Annotated in this window: 21 protein-coding genes; 19 read left to right on the top strand and 2 right to left on the bottom strand. The window is 52.9% G+C overall.

Going from position 1 to position 15,945, the window contains the following annotated elements:
• Window positions 1-73: 73 nt before the first annotated feature.
• The 5 genes from FED52_RS05760 to FED52_RS05780 all read left to right on the top strand — a co-directional run bounded on the left by FED52_RS05760 (window position 74) and on the right by FED52_RS05780 (window position 5,570).
• Window positions 74-1,126 (top strand): rhomboid family intramembrane serine protease, encoded by a 1,053-nt coding sequence (locus FED52_RS05760; protein ID WP_138859253.1) that lies wholly within the window; start codon window positions 74-76, stop codon window positions 1,124-1,126.
• Between the two features lie 15 nt (window positions 1,127-1,141).
• Complete coding sequence (locus FED52_RS05765) at window positions 1,142-2,164, top strand: M42 family metallopeptidase (protein WP_138859254.1); 1,023 nt, start codon at window positions 1,142-1,144, stop codon at window positions 2,162-2,164.
• Window positions 2,161-2,355 (top strand): YqgQ family protein, encoded by a 195-nt coding sequence (locus tag FED52_RS05770; protein WP_034778034.1) that lies wholly within the window; start codon window positions 2,161-2,163, stop codon window positions 2,353-2,355. The genes FED52_RS05765 and FED52_RS05770 overlap by 4 nt, the downstream gene beginning before the upstream one ends.
• Before the next feature lie 93 nt (window positions 2,356-2,448).
• Window positions 2,449-3,411 carry an ROK family glucokinase gene (locus tag FED52_RS05775; protein ID WP_138859255.1) on the top strand — a complete coding sequence of 321 codons (963 nt, stop codon included), beginning with the start codon at window positions 2,449-2,451 and terminating at the stop codon, window positions 3,409-3,411.
• A 242-nt stretch (window positions 3,412-3,653) separates the two neighbouring features.
• Complete coding sequence (locus tag FED52_RS05780) at window positions 3,654-5,570, top strand: LTA synthase family protein (protein ID WP_138859256.1); 1,917 nt, start codon at window positions 3,654-3,656, stop codon at window positions 5,568-5,570.
• A gap of 81 nt (window positions 5,571-5,651) precedes the next feature.
• On the opposite strand, the gene FED52_RS05785 is transcribed toward FED52_RS05780, so the two are convergent.
• Window positions 5,652-5,831: a DUF2759 domain-containing protein gene (locus FED52_RS05785; protein ID WP_029595254.1), complete on the bottom strand. Its 180-nt coding sequence runs from the start codon at window positions 5,829-5,831 to the stop codon at window positions 5,652-5,654.
• A 158-nt stretch (window positions 5,832-5,989) separates the two neighbouring features.
• Between FED52_RS05785 and FED52_RS05790 the strand changes: the two genes are divergently transcribed.
• Window positions 5,990-6,610, top strand: coding sequence for an MBL fold metallo-hydrolase (locus FED52_RS05790; protein ID WP_034778027.1), 621 nt, complete (start codon window positions 5,990-5,992; stop codon window positions 6,608-6,610).
• Window positions 6,611-6,647: 37 nt separating this feature from the next.
• Here FED52_RS05790 and FED52_RS05795 read toward each other — a convergent pair whose 3' ends face one another.
• A complete protein-coding gene (locus FED52_RS05795; protein ID WP_021067727.1) occupies window positions 6,648-6,911 on the bottom strand; it encodes a DUF2626 domain-containing protein in 264 nt (87 codons plus the stop codon).
• A 248-nt stretch (window positions 6,912-7,159) separates the two neighbouring features.
• Between FED52_RS05795 and FED52_RS05800 the strand changes: the two genes are divergently transcribed.
• The 13 genes from FED52_RS05800 to gcvPB all read left to right on the top strand — a co-directional run bounded on the left by FED52_RS05800 (window position 7,160) and on the right by gcvPB (window position 15,924).
• Window positions 7,160-7,546 carry a Spx/MgsR family RNA polymerase-binding regulatory protein gene (locus FED52_RS05800; protein ID WP_052090134.1) on the top strand — a complete coding sequence of 129 codons (387 nt, stop codon included), beginning with the start codon at window positions 7,160-7,162 and terminating at the stop codon, window positions 7,544-7,546.
• Between the two features lie 58 nt (window positions 7,547-7,604).
• Window positions 7,605-8,411, top strand: coding sequence for an ATPase, T2SS/T4P/T4SS family (locus FED52_RS05805; RefSeq protein ID WP_034778024.1), 807 nt, complete (start codon window positions 7,605-7,607; stop codon window positions 8,409-8,411).
• Window positions 8,393-9,370 (top strand): type II secretion system F family protein, encoded by a 978-nt coding sequence (locus FED52_RS05810; RefSeq protein WP_138859257.1) that lies wholly within the window; start codon window positions 8,393-8,395, stop codon window positions 9,368-9,370. The genes FED52_RS05805 and FED52_RS05810 overlap by 19 nt, the downstream gene beginning before the upstream one ends.
• Before the next feature lie 17 nt (window positions 9,371-9,387).
• Window positions 9,388-9,699: a prepilin-type N-terminal cleavage/methylation domain-containing protein gene (locus FED52_RS05815; RefSeq protein ID WP_138859258.1), complete on the top strand. Its 312-nt coding sequence runs from the start codon at window positions 9,388-9,390 to the stop codon at window positions 9,697-9,699.
• Window positions 9,696-10,133 (top strand): prepilin-type N-terminal cleavage/methylation domain-containing protein, encoded by a 438-nt coding sequence (locus FED52_RS05820; RefSeq protein ID WP_138859259.1) that lies wholly within the window; start codon window positions 9,696-9,698, stop codon window positions 10,131-10,133. Before FED52_RS05815 ends, FED52_RS05820 begins: the two co-directional genes overlap by 4 nt.
• Window positions 10,120-10,356, top strand: a complete 237-nt coding sequence (locus FED52_RS05825) for a hypothetical protein (protein ID WP_138859260.1) — start codon at window positions 10,120-10,122, stop codon at window positions 10,354-10,356. Before FED52_RS05820 ends, FED52_RS05825 begins: the two co-directional genes overlap by 14 nt.
• On the top strand, window positions 10,292-10,774 hold the full coding sequence (locus FED52_RS05830) for a prepilin-type N-terminal cleavage/methylation domain-containing protein (RefSeq protein WP_138859261.1): 483 nt from the start codon (window positions 10,292-10,294) through the stop codon (window positions 10,772-10,774). The genes FED52_RS05825 and FED52_RS05830 overlap by 65 nt, the downstream gene beginning before the upstream one ends.
• Window positions 10,774-11,052, top strand: a complete 279-nt coding sequence (locus tag FED52_RS05835) for a hypothetical protein (protein ID WP_034778012.1) — start codon at window positions 10,774-10,776, stop codon at window positions 11,050-11,052. The genes FED52_RS05830 and FED52_RS05835 overlap by 1 nt, the downstream gene beginning before the upstream one ends.
• Window positions 11,045-11,530: a shikimate kinase gene (locus tag FED52_RS05840; protein ID WP_034778010.1), complete on the top strand. Its 486-nt coding sequence runs from the start codon at window positions 11,045-11,047 to the stop codon at window positions 11,528-11,530. The genes FED52_RS05835 and FED52_RS05840 overlap by 8 nt, the downstream gene beginning before the upstream one ends.
• A complete protein-coding gene (locus tag FED52_RS05845) occupies window positions 11,527-11,865 on the top strand; it encodes a hypothetical protein (protein WP_138859262.1) in 339 nt (112 codons plus the stop codon). The genes FED52_RS05840 and FED52_RS05845 overlap by 4 nt, the downstream gene beginning before the upstream one ends.
• Before the next feature lie 147 nt (window positions 11,866-12,012).
• Window positions 12,013-13,086: a glycine cleavage system aminomethyltransferase GcvT gene (gene gcvT, locus FED52_RS05850; protein ID WP_138859263.1), complete on the top strand. Its 1,074-nt coding sequence runs from the start codon at window positions 12,013-12,015 to the stop codon at window positions 13,084-13,086.
• Window positions 13,087-13,111: 25 nt separating this feature from the next.
• Complete coding sequence (gene gcvPA, locus FED52_RS05855) at window positions 13,112-14,449, top strand: aminomethyl-transferring glycine dehydrogenase subunit GcvPA (protein WP_138860289.1); 1,338 nt, start codon at window positions 13,112-13,114, stop codon at window positions 14,447-14,449.
• On the top strand, window positions 14,449-15,924 hold the full coding sequence (gene gcvPB / locus FED52_RS05860) for an aminomethyl-transferring glycine dehydrogenase subunit GcvPB (RefSeq protein ID WP_205729360.1): 1,476 nt from the start codon (window positions 14,449-14,451) through the stop codon (window positions 15,922-15,924). The genes gcvPA and gcvPB overlap by 1 nt, the downstream gene beginning before the upstream one ends.
• Window positions 15,925-15,945: the final 21 nt, after the last annotated feature.

The raw sequence follows: 15,945 nt of genomic DNA on the forward strand, positions 1-15,945 counted from the left end.
TTGCATAGAGGCTCTCTTTTGTCGCCAGCTATAATTTCCTTTAAAATAAAAGTATAGAAGGAGGTGACCATCGATGTCAGAGCCAGCTTGTTTTTGGGAAGACGTATATCGTGCGGTCGAATCGGGAGGGCGCATCGAGGGCATCTTAGAGCCGTCGCGGGCACTTTTATTGTTCGACACGAAAGCGGGGGACGTCTATCACCTCTACATACGGACAGACAAAGCCTGGGCGAACCATGTTGGCATGGACGTCGAGGCGGTCATGAACTCGTTTCGATTGGCCCGCATCGGTCGTGAGAAGTTACACGTCCACATTTACGGCGATCCGCTTGTCGATGAGGAGCGCCTATCGTCCCTCACGTTCCCGATCGCGGCGAAAGTGAAGCTCGGCATGAGACCGTGTGGGCAAACAGAAGAGTCGTACCGACCACGGGCCGTCGCGCTCGATCAACAACGGAAGAACGAACTAAAGCAACGGTTCTCCTTCGGGAAACCACAATTCGTCTATGGACTCATGTTCGTGACGTTTCTTGTCATGTGGTTCGCCGAATCAATCGGGTCGACGCTCGACCCGAATACGCTCATCCGCTTCGGAGCGAAAGTGAATCCGCTCATCGACGAAGGGGAATGGTGGCGCCTGGTCACACCGATGTTTCTCCATATCGGCTGGTTCCATTTCGCGATCAATATGTTCGCGCTTTGGTCGCTCGGTCCGCTCGTTGAACGGATGTACGGTTCGTCACGCTTCGTCACCATTTATTTGTTAGCCGGCGTCATCGCCACAGTCGCCTCTTACGCGTTCAGTGAAGCCATATCGGCCGGGGCATCGGGGGCGCTGTTCGGGCTCGTCGGGGCACTCCTCTATTTTGGCCTCCGAGACCGTTCCTTATTTATGAAGACGCTCGGTCCGCCGCTGTTTATTATGTTAGGATTAAACGTAGGACTCGCTTTCGTCCTTGGCGCTAGTTTGGACCATTCCGCACATGCGGGGGGGCTGGTCGGGGGTTTTCTGATGGCGGGAGTGGTCGGCTTGCCGGATGAGCATACGAAGAAGCGCCGCCTGTTGTTTGCGGTGATCGTACTCGTGGCATCTGGAGCGTTATTCTGGTTCGGCTATAATCGATGACAAAGGAGTAAGGATATGATTAATACGTTGAAGCAACTGGTTGAAATTCCGAGTCCGTCCGGCATGACGGATGAGGCGATTGGCTTCGTGGAGCAAGAACTCACGAATCTCGGCGTCGCCACGAAACGCTTGAATAAAGGAGCGCTCCTTGCGACGTTTGACGGGAAATCGGATCGGGCGCGCCTGTTGACGGCTCACGTCGACACGCTCGGGGCGATGGTGAAAGAGATTTTGCCGAGTGGCCGTCTACGGTTGACACAAGTCGGCGGCTACGCCTGGACCGCCATTGAAGGGGAGAACTGTTTGGTCCATGCGGAGGCCGGTGAACCTGTCGAAGGAACGATTCTTATCCATCAATCAAGCGTCCATGTGTATAAAGACACGAACAGTGCCGAACGGACGGCATCAAATATCGAGGTACGACTGGACGCTGACGTTCATTCGGCTGAAGACGTGCGTGCCCTAGGCATCGAGGTCGGGGACTTTGTCTCGTTCGATCCACGCTTTCGCCAGACGAACGCGGGCTATATCAAATCTCGACACCTCGACGACAAGGCGTCCGTCGCCATTTTGCTCGACTTGGCAAAAGACCTCGTCGGCGCCGACTTGCCACATCCGGTCCATTACTTGATCTCCAACTACGAAGAGGTCGGGTTCGGGGGCAACGCCGGGATCCCGGAGGCGGTGACCGAATATATCGCCGTCGATATGGGAGCGCTCGGGGACGGCCAGCACTCGGACGAATATACGGTTTCAATCTGCGCGAAAGATTCATCAGGTCCGTACGATCTTGGATTACGCCGTCAGTTCACCGCGTTGTGCCGGGAACACGGTATCGCCCATAAAGTCGATATTTATCCGTATTATGGATCCGACGCCTCGGCAGCAATCAGTGCCGGCTACGATGTACGCCATGCACTCCTCGGACCAGGCATCGAGTCGAGCCATAGCTATGAGCGGACGCATACAAAATCGCTCGAGGCGACACGGGAACTGCTCTATCATTACGTGCTCACGACGATGGGAGACGGACGATGAGAAATTTTTATGATGTCCAACAATTCTTGAAATCATTCGGGACGATCATTTATATCGGCGAACGCGATGCCGAGATTGGCCTCATGATGATGGAACTCGACGAGTTGCATGCCGGCGGGATGATTGAACAACGAGAGTATGACACGGCCAAGATCATTTTGACGCATGAATTGAAAAATTCAATAGATTGACAGAAAAACCCCTAGTGCAAAGGTTTGCACTAGGGGTTTAATAGTGTAAACTATGGGATGAAAGCGATTTAATCGAGATGAGGAGTGGAACAGATGAAGTGGTTATTAGGAATCGACATTGGTGGGACGACGGTGAAAATGGCCGTCTTAGATATGAACGGGATCATTTCTGACAAATGGGAGATCACGACGGACATTCGAGAAAACGGGGTACATATTCCGACTGATATCGCTGCTTCATTCGAGGCTTATCTAGAAAAATCGGGCAAAGCGAAAGAGGAGTTCGCCGGTGCGGGAATCGGGGCACCTGGATTCATCAACTTCTCCGAGGGTGTCGTCGAATACTCGCCGAACATCGGTTGGAAATACTTTGCGCTCGTCAGCGAGTTTGAGAAAGCCGTGGGATTGCCGGCCGTCCTAGAGAACGACGCGAACGCCGCCGCACTCGGTGAGATGTGGAAAGGTGCCGGTGAAGGCGCGTCAGAACTCCTTGCCATTACACTCGGCACGGGCGTCGGTGGCGGTGTCATCACGAATGGAAACATCGTCCACGGGGCAGCAGGGATGGCTGGAGAGATTGGTCACATCACTGTTGAACGTGACGAGTCGAAAGCCGTCATGTGCGGTTGCGGACGCAAAGGTTGCATCGAGACGATCGCTTCGGCGACAGGTGTCGCCCGCTTGGCGCTCCAAAAACGAAAAAATCGGACGACGTCGTTGAACGAGTTGAAAGAAGTGACGGCACGTGACGTGTTTGAAGCGTTCAAGGCGAACGATCCCGTCGCCACAGAAGTCGTCGAAGAGATGACCGAATATCTCGGCCTAACGATTTCAAATATCGCCAACACGTTGAATCCAAAGATGATCGTCATCGGAGGAGGGGTTTCGAAAGCGCGTGAAGCGCTCCTTGAACCGCTCGATGAGCAGTTCAAACGGTTCGCCCTCGAACGCGTCTACGCTTCGACCACGTTCAAAATTGCGGAACTCGAGAACGACGCCGGTGTCATCGGGTGTGCTTGGCTCGCCCGCAAACATTTCTTGCCAACCCGTGTCTAATAATTGTCCATGCACGTCTGCGTCTTGACGCAGGCGTGTTTTTCATATGGAACGGGTATGGGATAATGTAAAATTTGTAATGACAGAGTTGATTTTTTGTTAAAAAAGGGGTAAGATTTGGACTTGATACCGGACTGTTATCGTACGTGAAATGGATAACAAGCCAATTGAACTTATAAAAAAATAGGGGGAGCGAGTTCGTTTGATCTCGTCGCCCGTTGAACAGAGGAGGAGGCCGTCAGATGAAGTCATCTCAGAGCTTTTCGAAGCTTACTATGCGACTGAATGATACGGTCCGCGCTTCGTTTCAAGAATATCGGTTATTTTGGATTTTCACGCTATTACTTTGGACGAAGACGTACGTAGTTTACCAATTTTTCTTCAATATCCCGATTGAAAACACCGCCCAGGCATTCATCTTGCTGATCAGCCCGATCAGCTCCACACTTTTCTTATTCGCTTTCAGTTTCTTCTTTAAAGGAAATAAGCAGAAGTGGGTATTGTACATGCTCTATGCCGCGGCGTCATTCATCTTGTTCGCTGACGCCGTCTATTACCGCGAGTTCACCGACTACTTGACAATGCCGGTCATCTTGCAACCTTCGAACATGGAGACGTTGTCGACCTCGTTCACCTCATTGTTGGAATGGAAGGACTTGATCATCCTCGGGGATGTGCTCGCCTTGCCGTTCATCTTACGACGCATCAATGCGAAGGCGACGGCGGCCTCTCATCAGAGAGCGCTCGTGACGTTCGCAACAGCGGTCGTCGTTTTCTTGTTCAACTTATCGCTCGCCGAAACGGAACGCCCTGAACTATTGACACGTTCGTTCGACCGGGAGCTGTTGGTCAAAAATATTGGGACGTTCAACTTCCACGTCTATGACGCGATGCTTCAAACGAAGACATCGGCCCAGAAAGCGATGGCCGATGGATCGGAACTGGCGAAAGTTGAGCAATATACCCGTCAACATTACGCGGCACCGAACCCGGACTACTTCGGGAAATATAAAGGCAAAAATGTGATCGTCGTCTCGTTCGAGTCGGCCCAAAACTTCACGCACAACATGAAGGCCTCGAACGGCGAATACATCACGCCGAACTTGAACAAATTGATCGAAGAGTCACACTACTGGCCGAATTATTACCATACGGTCGGACAAGGGAAGACGTCAGACGCCGAGTTCGCACTCGATAACTCGCTCTACGGCCTCCCGCGCGGTGCCGTCTACTTCACGAACGCCGACAACGAGTATCAGGCGCTTCCTGAATTGATCAAGGAAGACAACTACTACTCGGCCGTGTTCCACGCCAACAACAAGTCGTTCTGGAACCGGGACTTGATGTATAAAAATATCGGTGTCGATCAATTCTTCGACGAGAAAAGTTATGACCTCGGGAACCCCGAGGATATGACGGAGTGGGGACTTCTCGACGACAGTTTCTTCGAACAGTCGATCCCGATGCTCGAAGAGTTGCCGGAGCCGTTCTACGCGAAGTTCATCACGCTCACGAACCACTTCCCGTACACGATGCCGAGCGAAGACTATGAGCTCGTCCCGAAATTCGAGACGAACTCGACGACGCTCAACAACTTCCCGCAGGCACTCGCGTATCAGGATTACGCGCTCGGGTTGTTCATCGATGAGTTGAAGGCGAACGGTATGTGGGATGACACGATCTTCGTCGTCTACGGTGACCATTACGGCATCTCGACGAACCATAACGACGCGATGGCCGACCTGCTCGGGAAAGACGAGTTGACGCCATACGACGTCGCCAAGCTCCAAGCGGTCCCGTTCGCGGTCCACTTACCGGGACAAGCCAAGGGCGAAGTACATGACACGATCGGCAGTCATGTCGACATGAAACCGACGATCCTTCACTTGCTCGGAATCGACACGTCGGACACGGTCGGATTCGGTAGCGACTTGTTATCGGAAGACCGGACGAGCCGCGCCATCTTCCGTGACGGCACCGTTATCACTGAGGAGTATGTCTGGACGCAATCGACATGCTATGACGCCTCGAGTGGTGAAGTCGTTGAGGACGTTTCACTTTGTGGACCGGATAGTGAAGAAGCAGAGAAGATTCTCCAAATGAATGATGACTTGATTTATTCGGATCTGCTTCGTTTTAAAGAACAGACCGAACAGTAAGCAACAGCGCCGTCCCGGCTTAGCCGGGACGGCGCTGTTTGTTATACAAAAAAAAGACGACCGAAGTCGTCTTCATGCTCATTAGCCTGGGATTCCACCGTAAATCAATGTCGCGACGCCGAAAAATCCAAATACGAGTACAGTGACCGCGGCGAAAGCCAGTGGAAAGAATTGGCGTTTCTTAAACGAACGGGCCATTCCCCAGATTGCAACGAGTGCAACGATGAGCGAGATCCATCCAAATGGTTCATACAAATGCATGACGAGTTCCCCCTTTATTATACGTCATGAAATTCATAAAAATTTCACTGAAATATCATTATTATTTTATCCGATAATGTACACGCTGTCGAGCAAAGAAAGCCTCCGCTACAATTTTGCCACAATATCGATTAGAATGGGATGTGGAGGTGTTCTGAATGAATATTGTAAAAATCACATCGGGCTTGGCCCAAGAGAACGGATACGTGCTCGAGAAAGACGGGACGGTCCTCATCGTCGACCCAGGTACGGACGATCCGAAATTCTTTGAGGCGGTCGAACGCTTCGGTGGCTTGAACGCCATCTTGTTGACACACGCCCATTTCGATCATATCGGTGGCATCGATGCCCTTCGTGATCGTTACGCCGTACCGGTGTACGTCCATGAAGCAGAACGGACGTGGCTGATGGACGACGAGAAGAACGGGGCGGCGAAGTTCCATCTGCCGAGCGCATCGATGCGTCCAGCCGAACGGGTCTATCAAGGTAAAACGCTCGAAATCGGTGCCTTCACGATTGAGTTGCATCACACGCCTGGTCATTCGCCGGGCAGCGTCACGCTCCACATCCCGACGGAACGCATCGCCTTCTGTGGGGATTTGATTTTCAAACAGTCGGTCGGACGGACCGATTTATACGGTGGCGACCAGGCCACTTTGCTCGGATCGATCGATCGGATGCGACAGCTGTTACCAGGCGAGACCGTGCTCTATTCCGGACATGGGCCAAAGACGACGCTCGAGGCCGAAATCCGGACGAATCCATTTTTCGAGCGATGAATCAAAAAAGATTGTCTCACGAGGAGACAATCTTTTTTTACATTTGGAAGTTACTCCAATACGTGAAGACGACGAAGAAGACAGTCAAATATGCGCCGAACACGTATACATACGTTTTTTCAGTGAGTTTCAAGTAGCCTAGTGCGACGAAGAAAATAGTTTGAGCTAAAAAGACAAGACCCATTACGACGAAGTCACCACTATGTTCGCTACTGCTTTGATCTCCACCGAGTGCGCCTACGAAAGCAAGCGCCGCGATCAACCCAGTCCAAAAGCCTAGGACACGGAACATTCTCGCCATGTTAATCCCCCCATACGTGCATTATTCCATTCTCATTCACTATTTTACCAACACATTCAGAAAAATGCTATGGAAACGTGTGAATTGAGCAAAATAATCGTGAAAAATATGTGAAATAATTAGGTTGCACAAACTTGTACAAAAAATTAAAAAACTTGTACAAACTATGTACAAAACGGGTATAAGGTTGTATAATCGATTTACACACATCGAACGAATTGGTTCTCAACTTCAAAGGAGGTATTAAAATGGCAAATGAATTGATGTTCTATACGTATCCGAGCTGTACCTCATGCCGTAAGACGAAAGCGTTTTTACAAGAGCAACACCTCGAGGTGAGCGAGCGCCATATCTTCCGGAACGCCCCGACGGTAGATGAGTTGATGACGCTGTTAGCGCTCAGTGAAAACGGTGTCGACTCGCTTCTTGCGACGAGAAGTCAGGCGTTCAAACAACTCGACATCGACGTCGAAGATTTGAAGCTAAGTGAATTGCTCAAATTGATGAGCGACAACCCGAAACTATTGAAACGTCCAATCTTGACGGATGGCAACGAAGTCATTGTCGGCTATGACAAAGCGACAATCGAGGCGTATGCCCGTCGTTTCGAATCAACAACTGCAAACGTATCCTGACACAAGTCCACTTTCCAAGGAGTGGGCTTTTTTTTATGCTCTTATTGAGGTGGTGGAGATGAAACGAGTGATCGAGCGTGTCGTGGGAGCGGCGCGAAATTTGAATGCGAGCGATGTCCATTTTATGCCATACGGAGACGAGGTGATGATTCAAGTTCGCCACGGGACGCTCTTGCATCGACTGGAGTCGATGACACAGTTTGACTACGAACGGTTGACGTTACATATGAAATATTGGTGCTCGCTAACGGAAACGGATCATCGCGTGCCTCAGTCTGGTATGTACGTCGGGACGGAGGACGCGATCCGGGTCACGTTTTTACCTTCATTCGACCATACGCTTATGTCGTGGCGACTCCCGAACGCCTCGTTTCAGTTGTCCGAGTTGCTAGACGATGAGGATGTGAACCGCTTTTTGAAGTTGGCTATGCTCCGGCAAGGATTGTTATTGATTGGCGGCGCGACGGGGGCTGGTAAGACGACGGTCCTCTACGCATTTTTGCAAAGTTTGGGCGGCCGCCGAATCGTGACGATCGAGAACCCTCCGGAGAAGCAGGTGCCGGGAGTGATTCAACTCGAGGTCAACCCGAAAGCGGGACTTGACCATCGCAGTCTATTGAAAGAGACACTTCGGGCCGACCCAGACGTCATCGTCATCGGAGAGATCCGAACGAGCGAGGAGTTGCGGGTGGCACACGACGCGGCGCTCAGTGGCCATTTGACGATCGCGACGTTCCACACGGCGAGTGTCGAGGACGGCGAACATCGACTCGAACAGCTCGTCGGCAAGATGGAGGTCGCCCGTCATTGGTGCATCCTGCACCGCGAAGAGGAGGTGAGCTGTTCATGGTCCGAGACCAGATGAGTAAAGACTTATTCACGATCCGTCGCTTTCTCAGGCTGCAGGCCCGTGGTGTCGGATTGAAAAAGACGTTCGAAACACTTGAGCTTCATGAACGAGGCAGAGCAAAACAAGTGATTCGAGACATGCGGCTTCAACTCGAGCAAGGTCGGCCGCTCGCCGAAGTGTTCTCGGGACTCGTCACCGACCCAAGAATGCGTGAGATGCTCGTCACGGCGGAGCGGGGCCATCACTTTTTAGAAGGGCTCGAGCAAGTGCTCGTCTTGTCGACGATGCGCCGAAACCTGCAGCAAGAGCTCAAGCAGCTAGCGCGGTATCCGCTCGTGATTTTGACGATGCTGCTCGGACTCGGGGCGATTTATGCGCTCTATATTTTCCCGAAATTGCTGTCGATGGTGGACGTCGAGGCGCTAGATGGGATAAACGCAATTCTGTTGTCCCGTTGGTTTTTCCCGGGTCTATTCATCGGCTTGCTCATGACCGGGGCGGCCCTCTACTGGAACGGGAGACGCGGCCGGCTTGTGCCGCTACGTGTCGTCGAACGAGGCAGGCGGCTGTACGTCACGTATTTGTTCGTCAGTGAGCTCTCGCTCTTAAGTGAAGGGCAAGGTTCGGTCCGTCATATCATCGAGCGTTTGTCTCGGGGTGACGGGGAAGTCGCGGCCATCGCGAGACGGATCCATGAGCGTATGTCGGACGGTCTTGAACTCGAAGAGGCGGCCCGGCAAGAACGGTTGCTCGAGCATGAGGTCGTCAGTCTCTTCGGCGTCGGTACGGTGAGTGGTGAGCTGGGATCGATCATGACGTTGCATCGTGATCTCGTGTTTGAAGAGATGGAATTGTATTGGAAACAACTAATCACCAAGGCCGAGCCGGTATTATACGGATTTTTGACGATGATGGTGACAATGATTTTTTACACGATTTATTTGCCGGTCAAATTGATCATGGCCCAACTATAACAAGGAGGAACAACAACATGACACGATTCAAATCAGAACAAGGGTTCACGCTCGTCGAAATGGCTGCCGTCTTACTCATCATCTCGGTCTTACTGTTACTGCTCGTTCCCTCGATGTCAGACGGGAAATCCCGGGCAGATAGTGTCAGTTGTGAGGGGAGTGTGCGCATTGTCGAGTCGGAAATCAACTTGTATTATGCGGAACACAAATCCTATCCGGAGACGTTGGCGGTCATCGAACGGGCCTCGACGGAGAGTCCGCTCGAGTATAGTTGTCAATCGATGGTCTACACGTACGCCCCGACGACCGGTATGTTGACAAAACAATGAGGCAAGACGGATATACGTTCGTCGAGATGGCATCCGTCCTCGTCATCTTGTCGCTCTTGCTGTTGATGACGACCCCGGTCGTCCGTTCGATGGATCGATTGGCCTTGTTTGATTTCACCGAGGCGCTTGTGAGCGATATCAACGAGGTTGGCCAATATCCATACGTTGCCGCCGATGAATCATGTGTGCCGCGTCTACGGTGGTACATAAAAGAACGGCGCTATCAAATCGCCTGTGGGATGACGCCGATCGCATCGCGTGTTGTACCCGATGGGGTCGAGATGAGCCTCCCGGCCACAAGTGAGATCGTCTTCTCACGTACAGCGGCGACGTATGCAGGGCAGTGGAAATTTTATACGGGACCGACGATGGTGACGTTGAAGTTTAGAATGGGGACGTATGAGCCGGAGGTGCTTCGCGTTGAAGGGCGATGAGAAAGGTATCACGTTTTGGGAAATCTGCCTTAGCCTGGCGCTCCTCCTGGCGTGGGTCGGGGTCGTGGCACCTTTTGTCGAGGGCGCGACGGAACGGGTCGACCGTCTCGAAACGACCGTTCGGCGTTATGAGCGGCTTCAAGGGGAGGTGTTGCACGATGCGGTCGAACCGAGCGGACGTACGGAAATCTGTGATGGCGACCTATGTCTCCCGACGCTTTGAGCGGGGGTTCACGTTACTTGAAGTGAGCTTCACGTTGCTCTTGATCCCGCTGTTCGTTGGACTCACGGTTCACTTGTTGGCACTCGGCCAGGCGTTTTATGAGCAACCACGTGACATGGTGCCGACGACGCCCCAACTGATCGTGCGAAAACTTTTCGATAGCCGGGATTGCGTTGTCGAATCGGGACGTCTTATCGGCACATACGTGCGCCCGGACGACACAACGTGGTCGTGGACGCTCAAACAGATCAATCGTAACTTGGTCATGGTCGGAGACGAGGGAGGGAATTTACTATTTTTAAGAGGAATCGAGACGTATCAGGTCGAACCGGTAGGAGAGGGTTTTCGCATCCGGTGGACCGACGCGACCGGCCCCCGCGAGAAGAGCGTGATGTGCATGCGCGCGGATACTTTGTGATGTCGACGTTAATCGTGTTGACGTGGTTACTCGGCGGAGCGATGTTTTGGTATACTGATATGGAACGAACGACCGACCGACTGGCGCTCGATATTTTGGCGATCCGCTTCGAATCACACGTCATGGTCGCCAAACGGTCCTGTGGTCCGTCCGCCGTCACGGTGACAAAACCGACCGGGACGATTAACTGTCGACCGCTCGGCAGCGGGACGGTCGAGGTCGAGATTCGCCTTGAGACCGGAGAACGACATAAAGAGGTGATTTATTTCGATGACTAAACCGTTTTACATCATCGGGTTTATGGGTACAGGTAAATCAAGCTTAAAACGATATCTTGAAAAATCGAATCACGTCGTTGATTTGGATGAGCTGTTCGAAATGGACGTCCAAATGGACATCCCCGCATATTTTGACCGTTACGGGGAGGAAGCGTTTCGCCTGCAAGAAAGTGAGATTTTGCGACAGGCGAGCGCTGCCTATATCGTGACAGGAGGCGGAATCGTCGAACGAGACGAAAATCTCGATTGGATGCGCGAAAACGGTGTCGTCATCGCACTTGATCTACCGTATGAGATGTGTTGGGACCGAATCAAAGACTCGGACCGGCCTCTCGTGCGCCACGGCAAGGCGGCCGTCGAAGCGTTGTACGAACGTCGGCGGCCGCTCTACGCGCGTGCCGATCACGTGCTTGACGCCTCGCTCAGCACAGAAGCAATCGCGCATACCTTATATCGGTTGAAGGAGGAAGATACATGATTTGGATCAATCTCGGCATCATTGTGCTCGCACTAGTCGGGCTCGGTTTGTATGGGTTCTTATTGTACCGTAACAAGATGAAGACGGACGTGCGGCGGGTCACCCGTTTGACGGAACGTTTCCAGATTCGCGCGAACGTCATCCAAGGTCTCGTCAATGAAATCAAGCAACACGTCGATACGGTCAACGCCTCTGTGAAGCAGATGAAGGCCTATTCCGTTAACGTGAAAGACGAGACGATGGAGCTTAGGCAAGCGACGATCGGACTGACAAAAGAAATTAAACGGACAGCTGGAATCGAACGCCCAGACGTTTCCACTGAGACCAAAATATGAAATAATGAGGATGAAAACGTTTTCGTTTTCCATCCTCTTTATTTTTGCCCATTTTGGCTAGGCAGAGCCGCAAAAAATTGATAGAGTGGAATAGAAAACGAAATATTTCACGAAATACATTATTTACGTTCGGGATTGGGGGATAATATGGAGAAAGTATCGTTAAAACGTACGCCTTTATATGATTTGATTTCCGTAAAGGCGAAGATGGTGGATTTTGCGGGGTTTGAGATGCCGATCATGTTCTCGTCGATTAAAGAAGAACATCAGGCGGTGCGTAACGAGGTCGGCATGTTCGATGTGTCACACATGGGGGAGATTCGCATCGAAGGACCGGATGCGCTCGAGAACGTGCAACGTCTTGTCACGAACGATGTGTCAAAATTACAGATCGGTCAGGCGCAGTATAATCTGTTCTGTTTACCGAATGGCGGTGTCGTCGACGACCTGCTCGTCTATCGACTCGATGAAGATGCATTTTGGCTCGTCGTCAACGCCTCGAACATCGAAAAAGACGTGGCCCACGTTCGTCAGTATGTGACGGGTGACGTCACGGTGACCGATGAGTCCGACGCCTATGGTCAAATCGCGATTCAAGGACCGATGGCCGAACACGTGCTGGCCCGCTTGACGGACTTGCCGCTAGCAGACATCAAATTTTTCCGGTTCATGACCGGCGACGTGGCCGGCGTGTCGACCATCGTCTCACGCAGTGGCTATACGGGAGAGGACGGATTTGAACTCTACGCCCGGGCCGAGGACGTGGCCGCAATCTGGTCGGCGTTAGAAGCAGAAAACGTCACTCCATGCGGGCTCGGGGCCCGCGATACGCTCCGTTTCGAGGCATGCTTGCCATTATACGGGCACGAGCTCGATGAGACGGTCACGCCGTTCGAGGCGAACTTGAACTTTGCCGTCAAACTCGATACCGATTTCATCGGCAAGGATGCCCTCGTGAAGCAAAAAGAAGACATCCCGCGCCGCTTAATCGGATTACGCTTGCTCGGGCGCGGCATCGCCCGTCAAGGGGCGACGGTCGAAGTTGACGGGGAGACGATCGGTGTCGTCACGACCGGCACGATGCCGCCGACGGTGAACGAGTCGATCGCCTGGGCGCGTGTCGACCGCCGTTTCGCGGAGGAGACACACTTTATCGTTGAAGTTCGGGGGAAAAAAATAGAAGCCGAACGAGTGCCGACACCGTTCTATAAACGTAAATGATACAGGGGGATTCAGAATGAACAGAATGGAGTTTCGTTATTTACCGATGACAGAGCAAGATGAGCGTGACATGTTGCAAACGATCGGCGTCGAGTCGATTGAAAACCTACTCGAGGATATTCCAGCATCGCTCCGGGAGACGGCTTCTTTAGCGGCCATCGGTGCGCCGCTTCCGGAAGTTGACCTCGTTCGTCATATGACGAAGCTCGCCGAGAAGAACGTGCACACGAAATCGACTCCGAGTTTCCTCGGGGCCGGAATGTACGATCACCTTTCTCCGAGCGTCATGAACCACATGCTTCTCCGTTCCGAGTTCTATACAGCCTATACGCCGTATCAGCCGGAAATCTCGCAAGGTGAACTCCAAGCGATGTTCGAGTTCCAGACGATGATTTGCGAATTGACGGGCATGGACGTGGCCAACTCGTCGATGTACGACGGCATCACAGCCCTCGCTGAAGCAACGTATCTCGCGAGTGCCCATACGAAGAAAAAACGTGTCGTCGTCTCGGGAGCGGTCCATCCGGAAGCGAAGGACGTCATCCGGACGTATGCCGGTGGGCCAGGGCTCACGGTCGAATATACGGACGTTGACGCCGGATTGACCGACATGACAGACATCGATTTGACGGACGCCTCGTGCCTCGTCGTCCAATATCCGAACTTTTATGGACGCGTCGAGGACTTGTCAGCCCTCGCGAAAGCAGCGCACGACGCCGGCGCCTTGTTCGTCGTCTCGAGCAATCCGCTCGCGCTCGGGATTTTGGAGTCGCCGGGTGCGCTCGGGGCCGACATCACGGTCGGTGACGCCCAACCGTTCGGGATTCCGCAAAGCTTCGGCGGCCCGTCATGTGGATACTTCGCCGTCAAAAAAACACTCATGCGTAAACTTCCGGGTCGTCTCGTCGGACAGACGGTCGATGAGGATGGCAAGCGCGGCTTCGTCTTGACGCTTCAGGCCCGAGAGCAGCACATCCGTCGTGACAAGGCGACGTCGAATATTTGCTCGAACCAAGCGCTCAATGCGCTCGCGGCATCAATCACGATGTCCGCACTCGGGAAGTACGGGATTCGTGACATGGCCGTCCGTAACATTCAAACGGCCCATTACATGAAAGAAACGCTCAAAGCGGCCGGCTATACGGTTATCGATGAGGGACCGATGTTCAACGAGTTCGTTGTCGACTTCGGAATCGATGCGGAGCAAGTATCGCGTCATCTGCTCGACAATGGTATCATCGGCGGTTTGCCGCTCGGGACGTATGAAACGGACCGTCAGACCCAGATGTTGCTCTGCGCGACGGAGCTTCGGACGAAAGAAGAAATCGATTTATTTGTTGAAGTGGTTGGGGGGATGAACTGATGCAACACGAACAAACGCTTATCTTTGAGGTGTCACGTGAGGGGCGGACTGGCTACAATTTGCCGACGCCGACGGTACCGGAAGTCGATTTAGAGACGCTCTTGCCGGCTTCGATGGTTCGACAAGAGGCGGCCGAACTGCCAGAAGTGTCTGAACTCGATGTCGTACGCCATTACACGTCGCTCTCGACACGTAACCACGGAGTCGACTCCGGTTTCTATCCGCTCGGTTCGTGCACGATGAAATATAACCCGAAAGTGAATGAAGACATGGCCCGACTTCCTGGCTTCGCCCATATTCACCCGTTGCAGCCGGTCGAGTCGATTCAAGGGGCGCTCGAGCTCATGGTCGATCTGCAAGAACAACTTGCTGAGATCACTGGCATGGATGAAGTGACCCTGCAACCTGCAGCCGGGGCCCATGGGGAATGGACCGGTCTCATGCTCATCAAGGCGTTCCACCATCACAACGGTGATATGGAACGGACGAAAGTACTCGTGCCTGATTCGGCACACGGAACGAACCCGGCCTCGGCCGTCGTCGCCGGTTTCGAGACGGTGACGGTCAAGTCGGATGAGCGCGGGCTCGTCGATTTGGAGGATTTGAAAGCGAAAGTCGGGACGGATACGGCAGCGCTCATGCTGACGAACCCGAACACGCTCGGTTTGTTCGAGGCTGATATTTTAGAGATTGCCAAAGTCGTGCACGAGGCCGGCGGCAAACTGTATTACGACGGTGCTAACTCGAACGCGATTCTAGGCATCGCCCGTCCTGGGGATATGGGCTTCGACGTCGTCCACTTGAACTTGCACAAAACGTTCACAGGGCCGCACGGCGGTGGCGGTCCGGGTTCTGGTCCGGTCGGGGTGAAACGCGATTTGATTCCGTACTTGCCGACGCCAATCGCGCGCCGCTCTGAGTCTGGCTTCACGCTCGATTATGATCGCCCGCAATCGATTGGTCGCATCAAACCGTTCTATGGCAACTTCGGGATCAACGTTCGGGCTTATAGCTACATCAAGACGATGGGTGCGGAAGGGTTGACGCGCGTCTCACGCGAAGCGGTATTGAACGCCAACTATATGTTCGCCCGCTTGAAAGATGCGTTCGATGTGCCGTATGACACGTTCTGCAAGCATGAGTTCGTCTTGTCTGGAAAACGTCAGAAAGCACTCGGCGTTCGGACGCTCGATATCGCCAAACGCTTGCTCGATTTCGGTTATCACCCACCGACGATTTACTTCCCGCTCAACGTCGAGGAGTGCATCATGGTCGAACCGACGGAGACAGAGTCGAAAGAGACGCTCGATGCCTTCTGCGATACGATGCTCCAAATCGTCAAAGAGGCGGAAGAGAATCCGGAAATCGTTCAGACGGCCCCGCATACGACGGTCGTCAAACGCCTGGACGAGACGCTTGCGGCTCGGAAACCAGTGCTCAAATACGAACGACGCCAACCGTCGTCAATCAATTGAATCCGAACCCGCTCACTATTC

Source organism: Exiguobacterium mexicanum, from assembly GCF_005960665.1.
In the GTDB taxonomy this organism is placed as follows: Bacteria; Bacillota; Bacilli; order Exiguobacteriales; family Exiguobacteriaceae; genus Exiguobacterium; species Exiguobacterium mexicanum_A.

Excerpts from the sequence above, each read along its gene's own strand:
- FED52_RS05795 (WP_021067727.1), bottom strand. The coding sequence starts at position 6,911 with ATGGCGAGAATGTTCCGTGTCCTAGGCTTTTGGACTGGGTTGATCGCG.
- FED52_RS05830 (WP_138859261.1), top strand. The coding sequence starts at position 10,292 with ATGCGGTCGAACCGAGCGGACGTACGGAAATCTGTGATGGCGACCTAT.
- FED52_RS05805 (WP_034778024.1), top strand. The coding sequence starts at position 7,605 with ATGAAACGAGTGATCGAGCGTGTCGTGGGAGCGGCGCGAAATTTGAAT.
- gcvPB (WP_205729360.1), top strand. The coding sequence starts at position 14,449 with ATGCAACACGAACAAACGCTTATCTTTGAGGTGTCACGTGAGGGGCGG.
- FED52_RS05790 (WP_034778027.1), top strand. The coding sequence starts at position 5,990 with ATGAATATTGTAAAAATCACATCGGGCTTGGCCCAAGAGAACGGATAC.
- FED52_RS05835 (WP_034778012.1), top strand. The coding sequence starts at position 10,774 with ATGTCGACGTTAATCGTGTTGACGTGGTTACTCGGCGGAGCGATGTTT.
- FED52_RS05810 (WP_138859257.1), top strand. The coding sequence starts at position 8,393 with ATGGTCCGAGACCAGATGAGTAAAGACTTATTCACGATCCGTCGCTTT.
- FED52_RS05770 (WP_034778034.1), top strand. The coding sequence starts at position 2,161 with ATGAGAAATTTTTATGATGTCCAACAATTCTTGAAATCATTCGGGACG.
- FED52_RS05765 (WP_138859254.1), top strand. The coding sequence starts at position 1,142 with ATGATTAATACGTTGAAGCAACTGGTTGAAATTCCGAGTCCGTCCGGC.
- FED52_RS05785 (WP_029595254.1), bottom strand. The coding sequence starts at position 5,831 with ATGCATTTGTATGAACCATTTGGATGGATCTCGCTCATCGTTGCACTC.
- FED52_RS05800 (WP_052090134.1), top strand. The coding sequence starts at position 7,160 with ATGGCAAATGAATTGATGTTCTATACGTATCCGAGCTGTACCTCATGC.
- gcvPA (WP_138860289.1), top strand. The coding sequence starts at position 13,112 with ATGGAGTTTCGTTATTTACCGATGACAGAGCAAGATGAGCGTGACATG.
- FED52_RS05775 (WP_138859255.1), top strand. The coding sequence starts at position 2,449 with ATGAAGTGGTTATTAGGAATCGACATTGGTGGGACGACGGTGAAAATG.
- FED52_RS05845 (WP_138859262.1), top strand. The coding sequence starts at position 11,527 with ATGATTTGGATCAATCTCGGCATCATTGTGCTCGCACTAGTCGGGCTC.
- FED52_RS05815 (WP_138859258.1), top strand. The coding sequence starts at position 9,388 with ATGACACGATTCAAATCAGAACAAGGGTTCACGCTCGTCGAAATGGCT.
- FED52_RS05780 (WP_138859256.1), top strand. The coding sequence starts at position 3,654 with ATGAAGTCATCTCAGAGCTTTTCGAAGCTTACTATGCGACTGAATGAT.
- FED52_RS05820 (WP_138859259.1), top strand. The coding sequence starts at position 9,696 with ATGAGGCAAGACGGATATACGTTCGTCGAGATGGCATCCGTCCTCGTC.
- FED52_RS05760 (WP_138859253.1), top strand. The coding sequence starts at position 74 with ATGTCAGAGCCAGCTTGTTTTTGGGAAGACGTATATCGTGCGGTCGAA.
- gcvT (WP_138859263.1), top strand. The coding sequence starts at position 12,013 with ATGGAGAAAGTATCGTTAAAACGTACGCCTTTATATGATTTGATTTCC.
- FED52_RS05840 (WP_034778010.1), top strand. The coding sequence starts at position 11,045 with ATGACTAAACCGTTTTACATCATCGGGTTTATGGGTACAGGTAAATCA.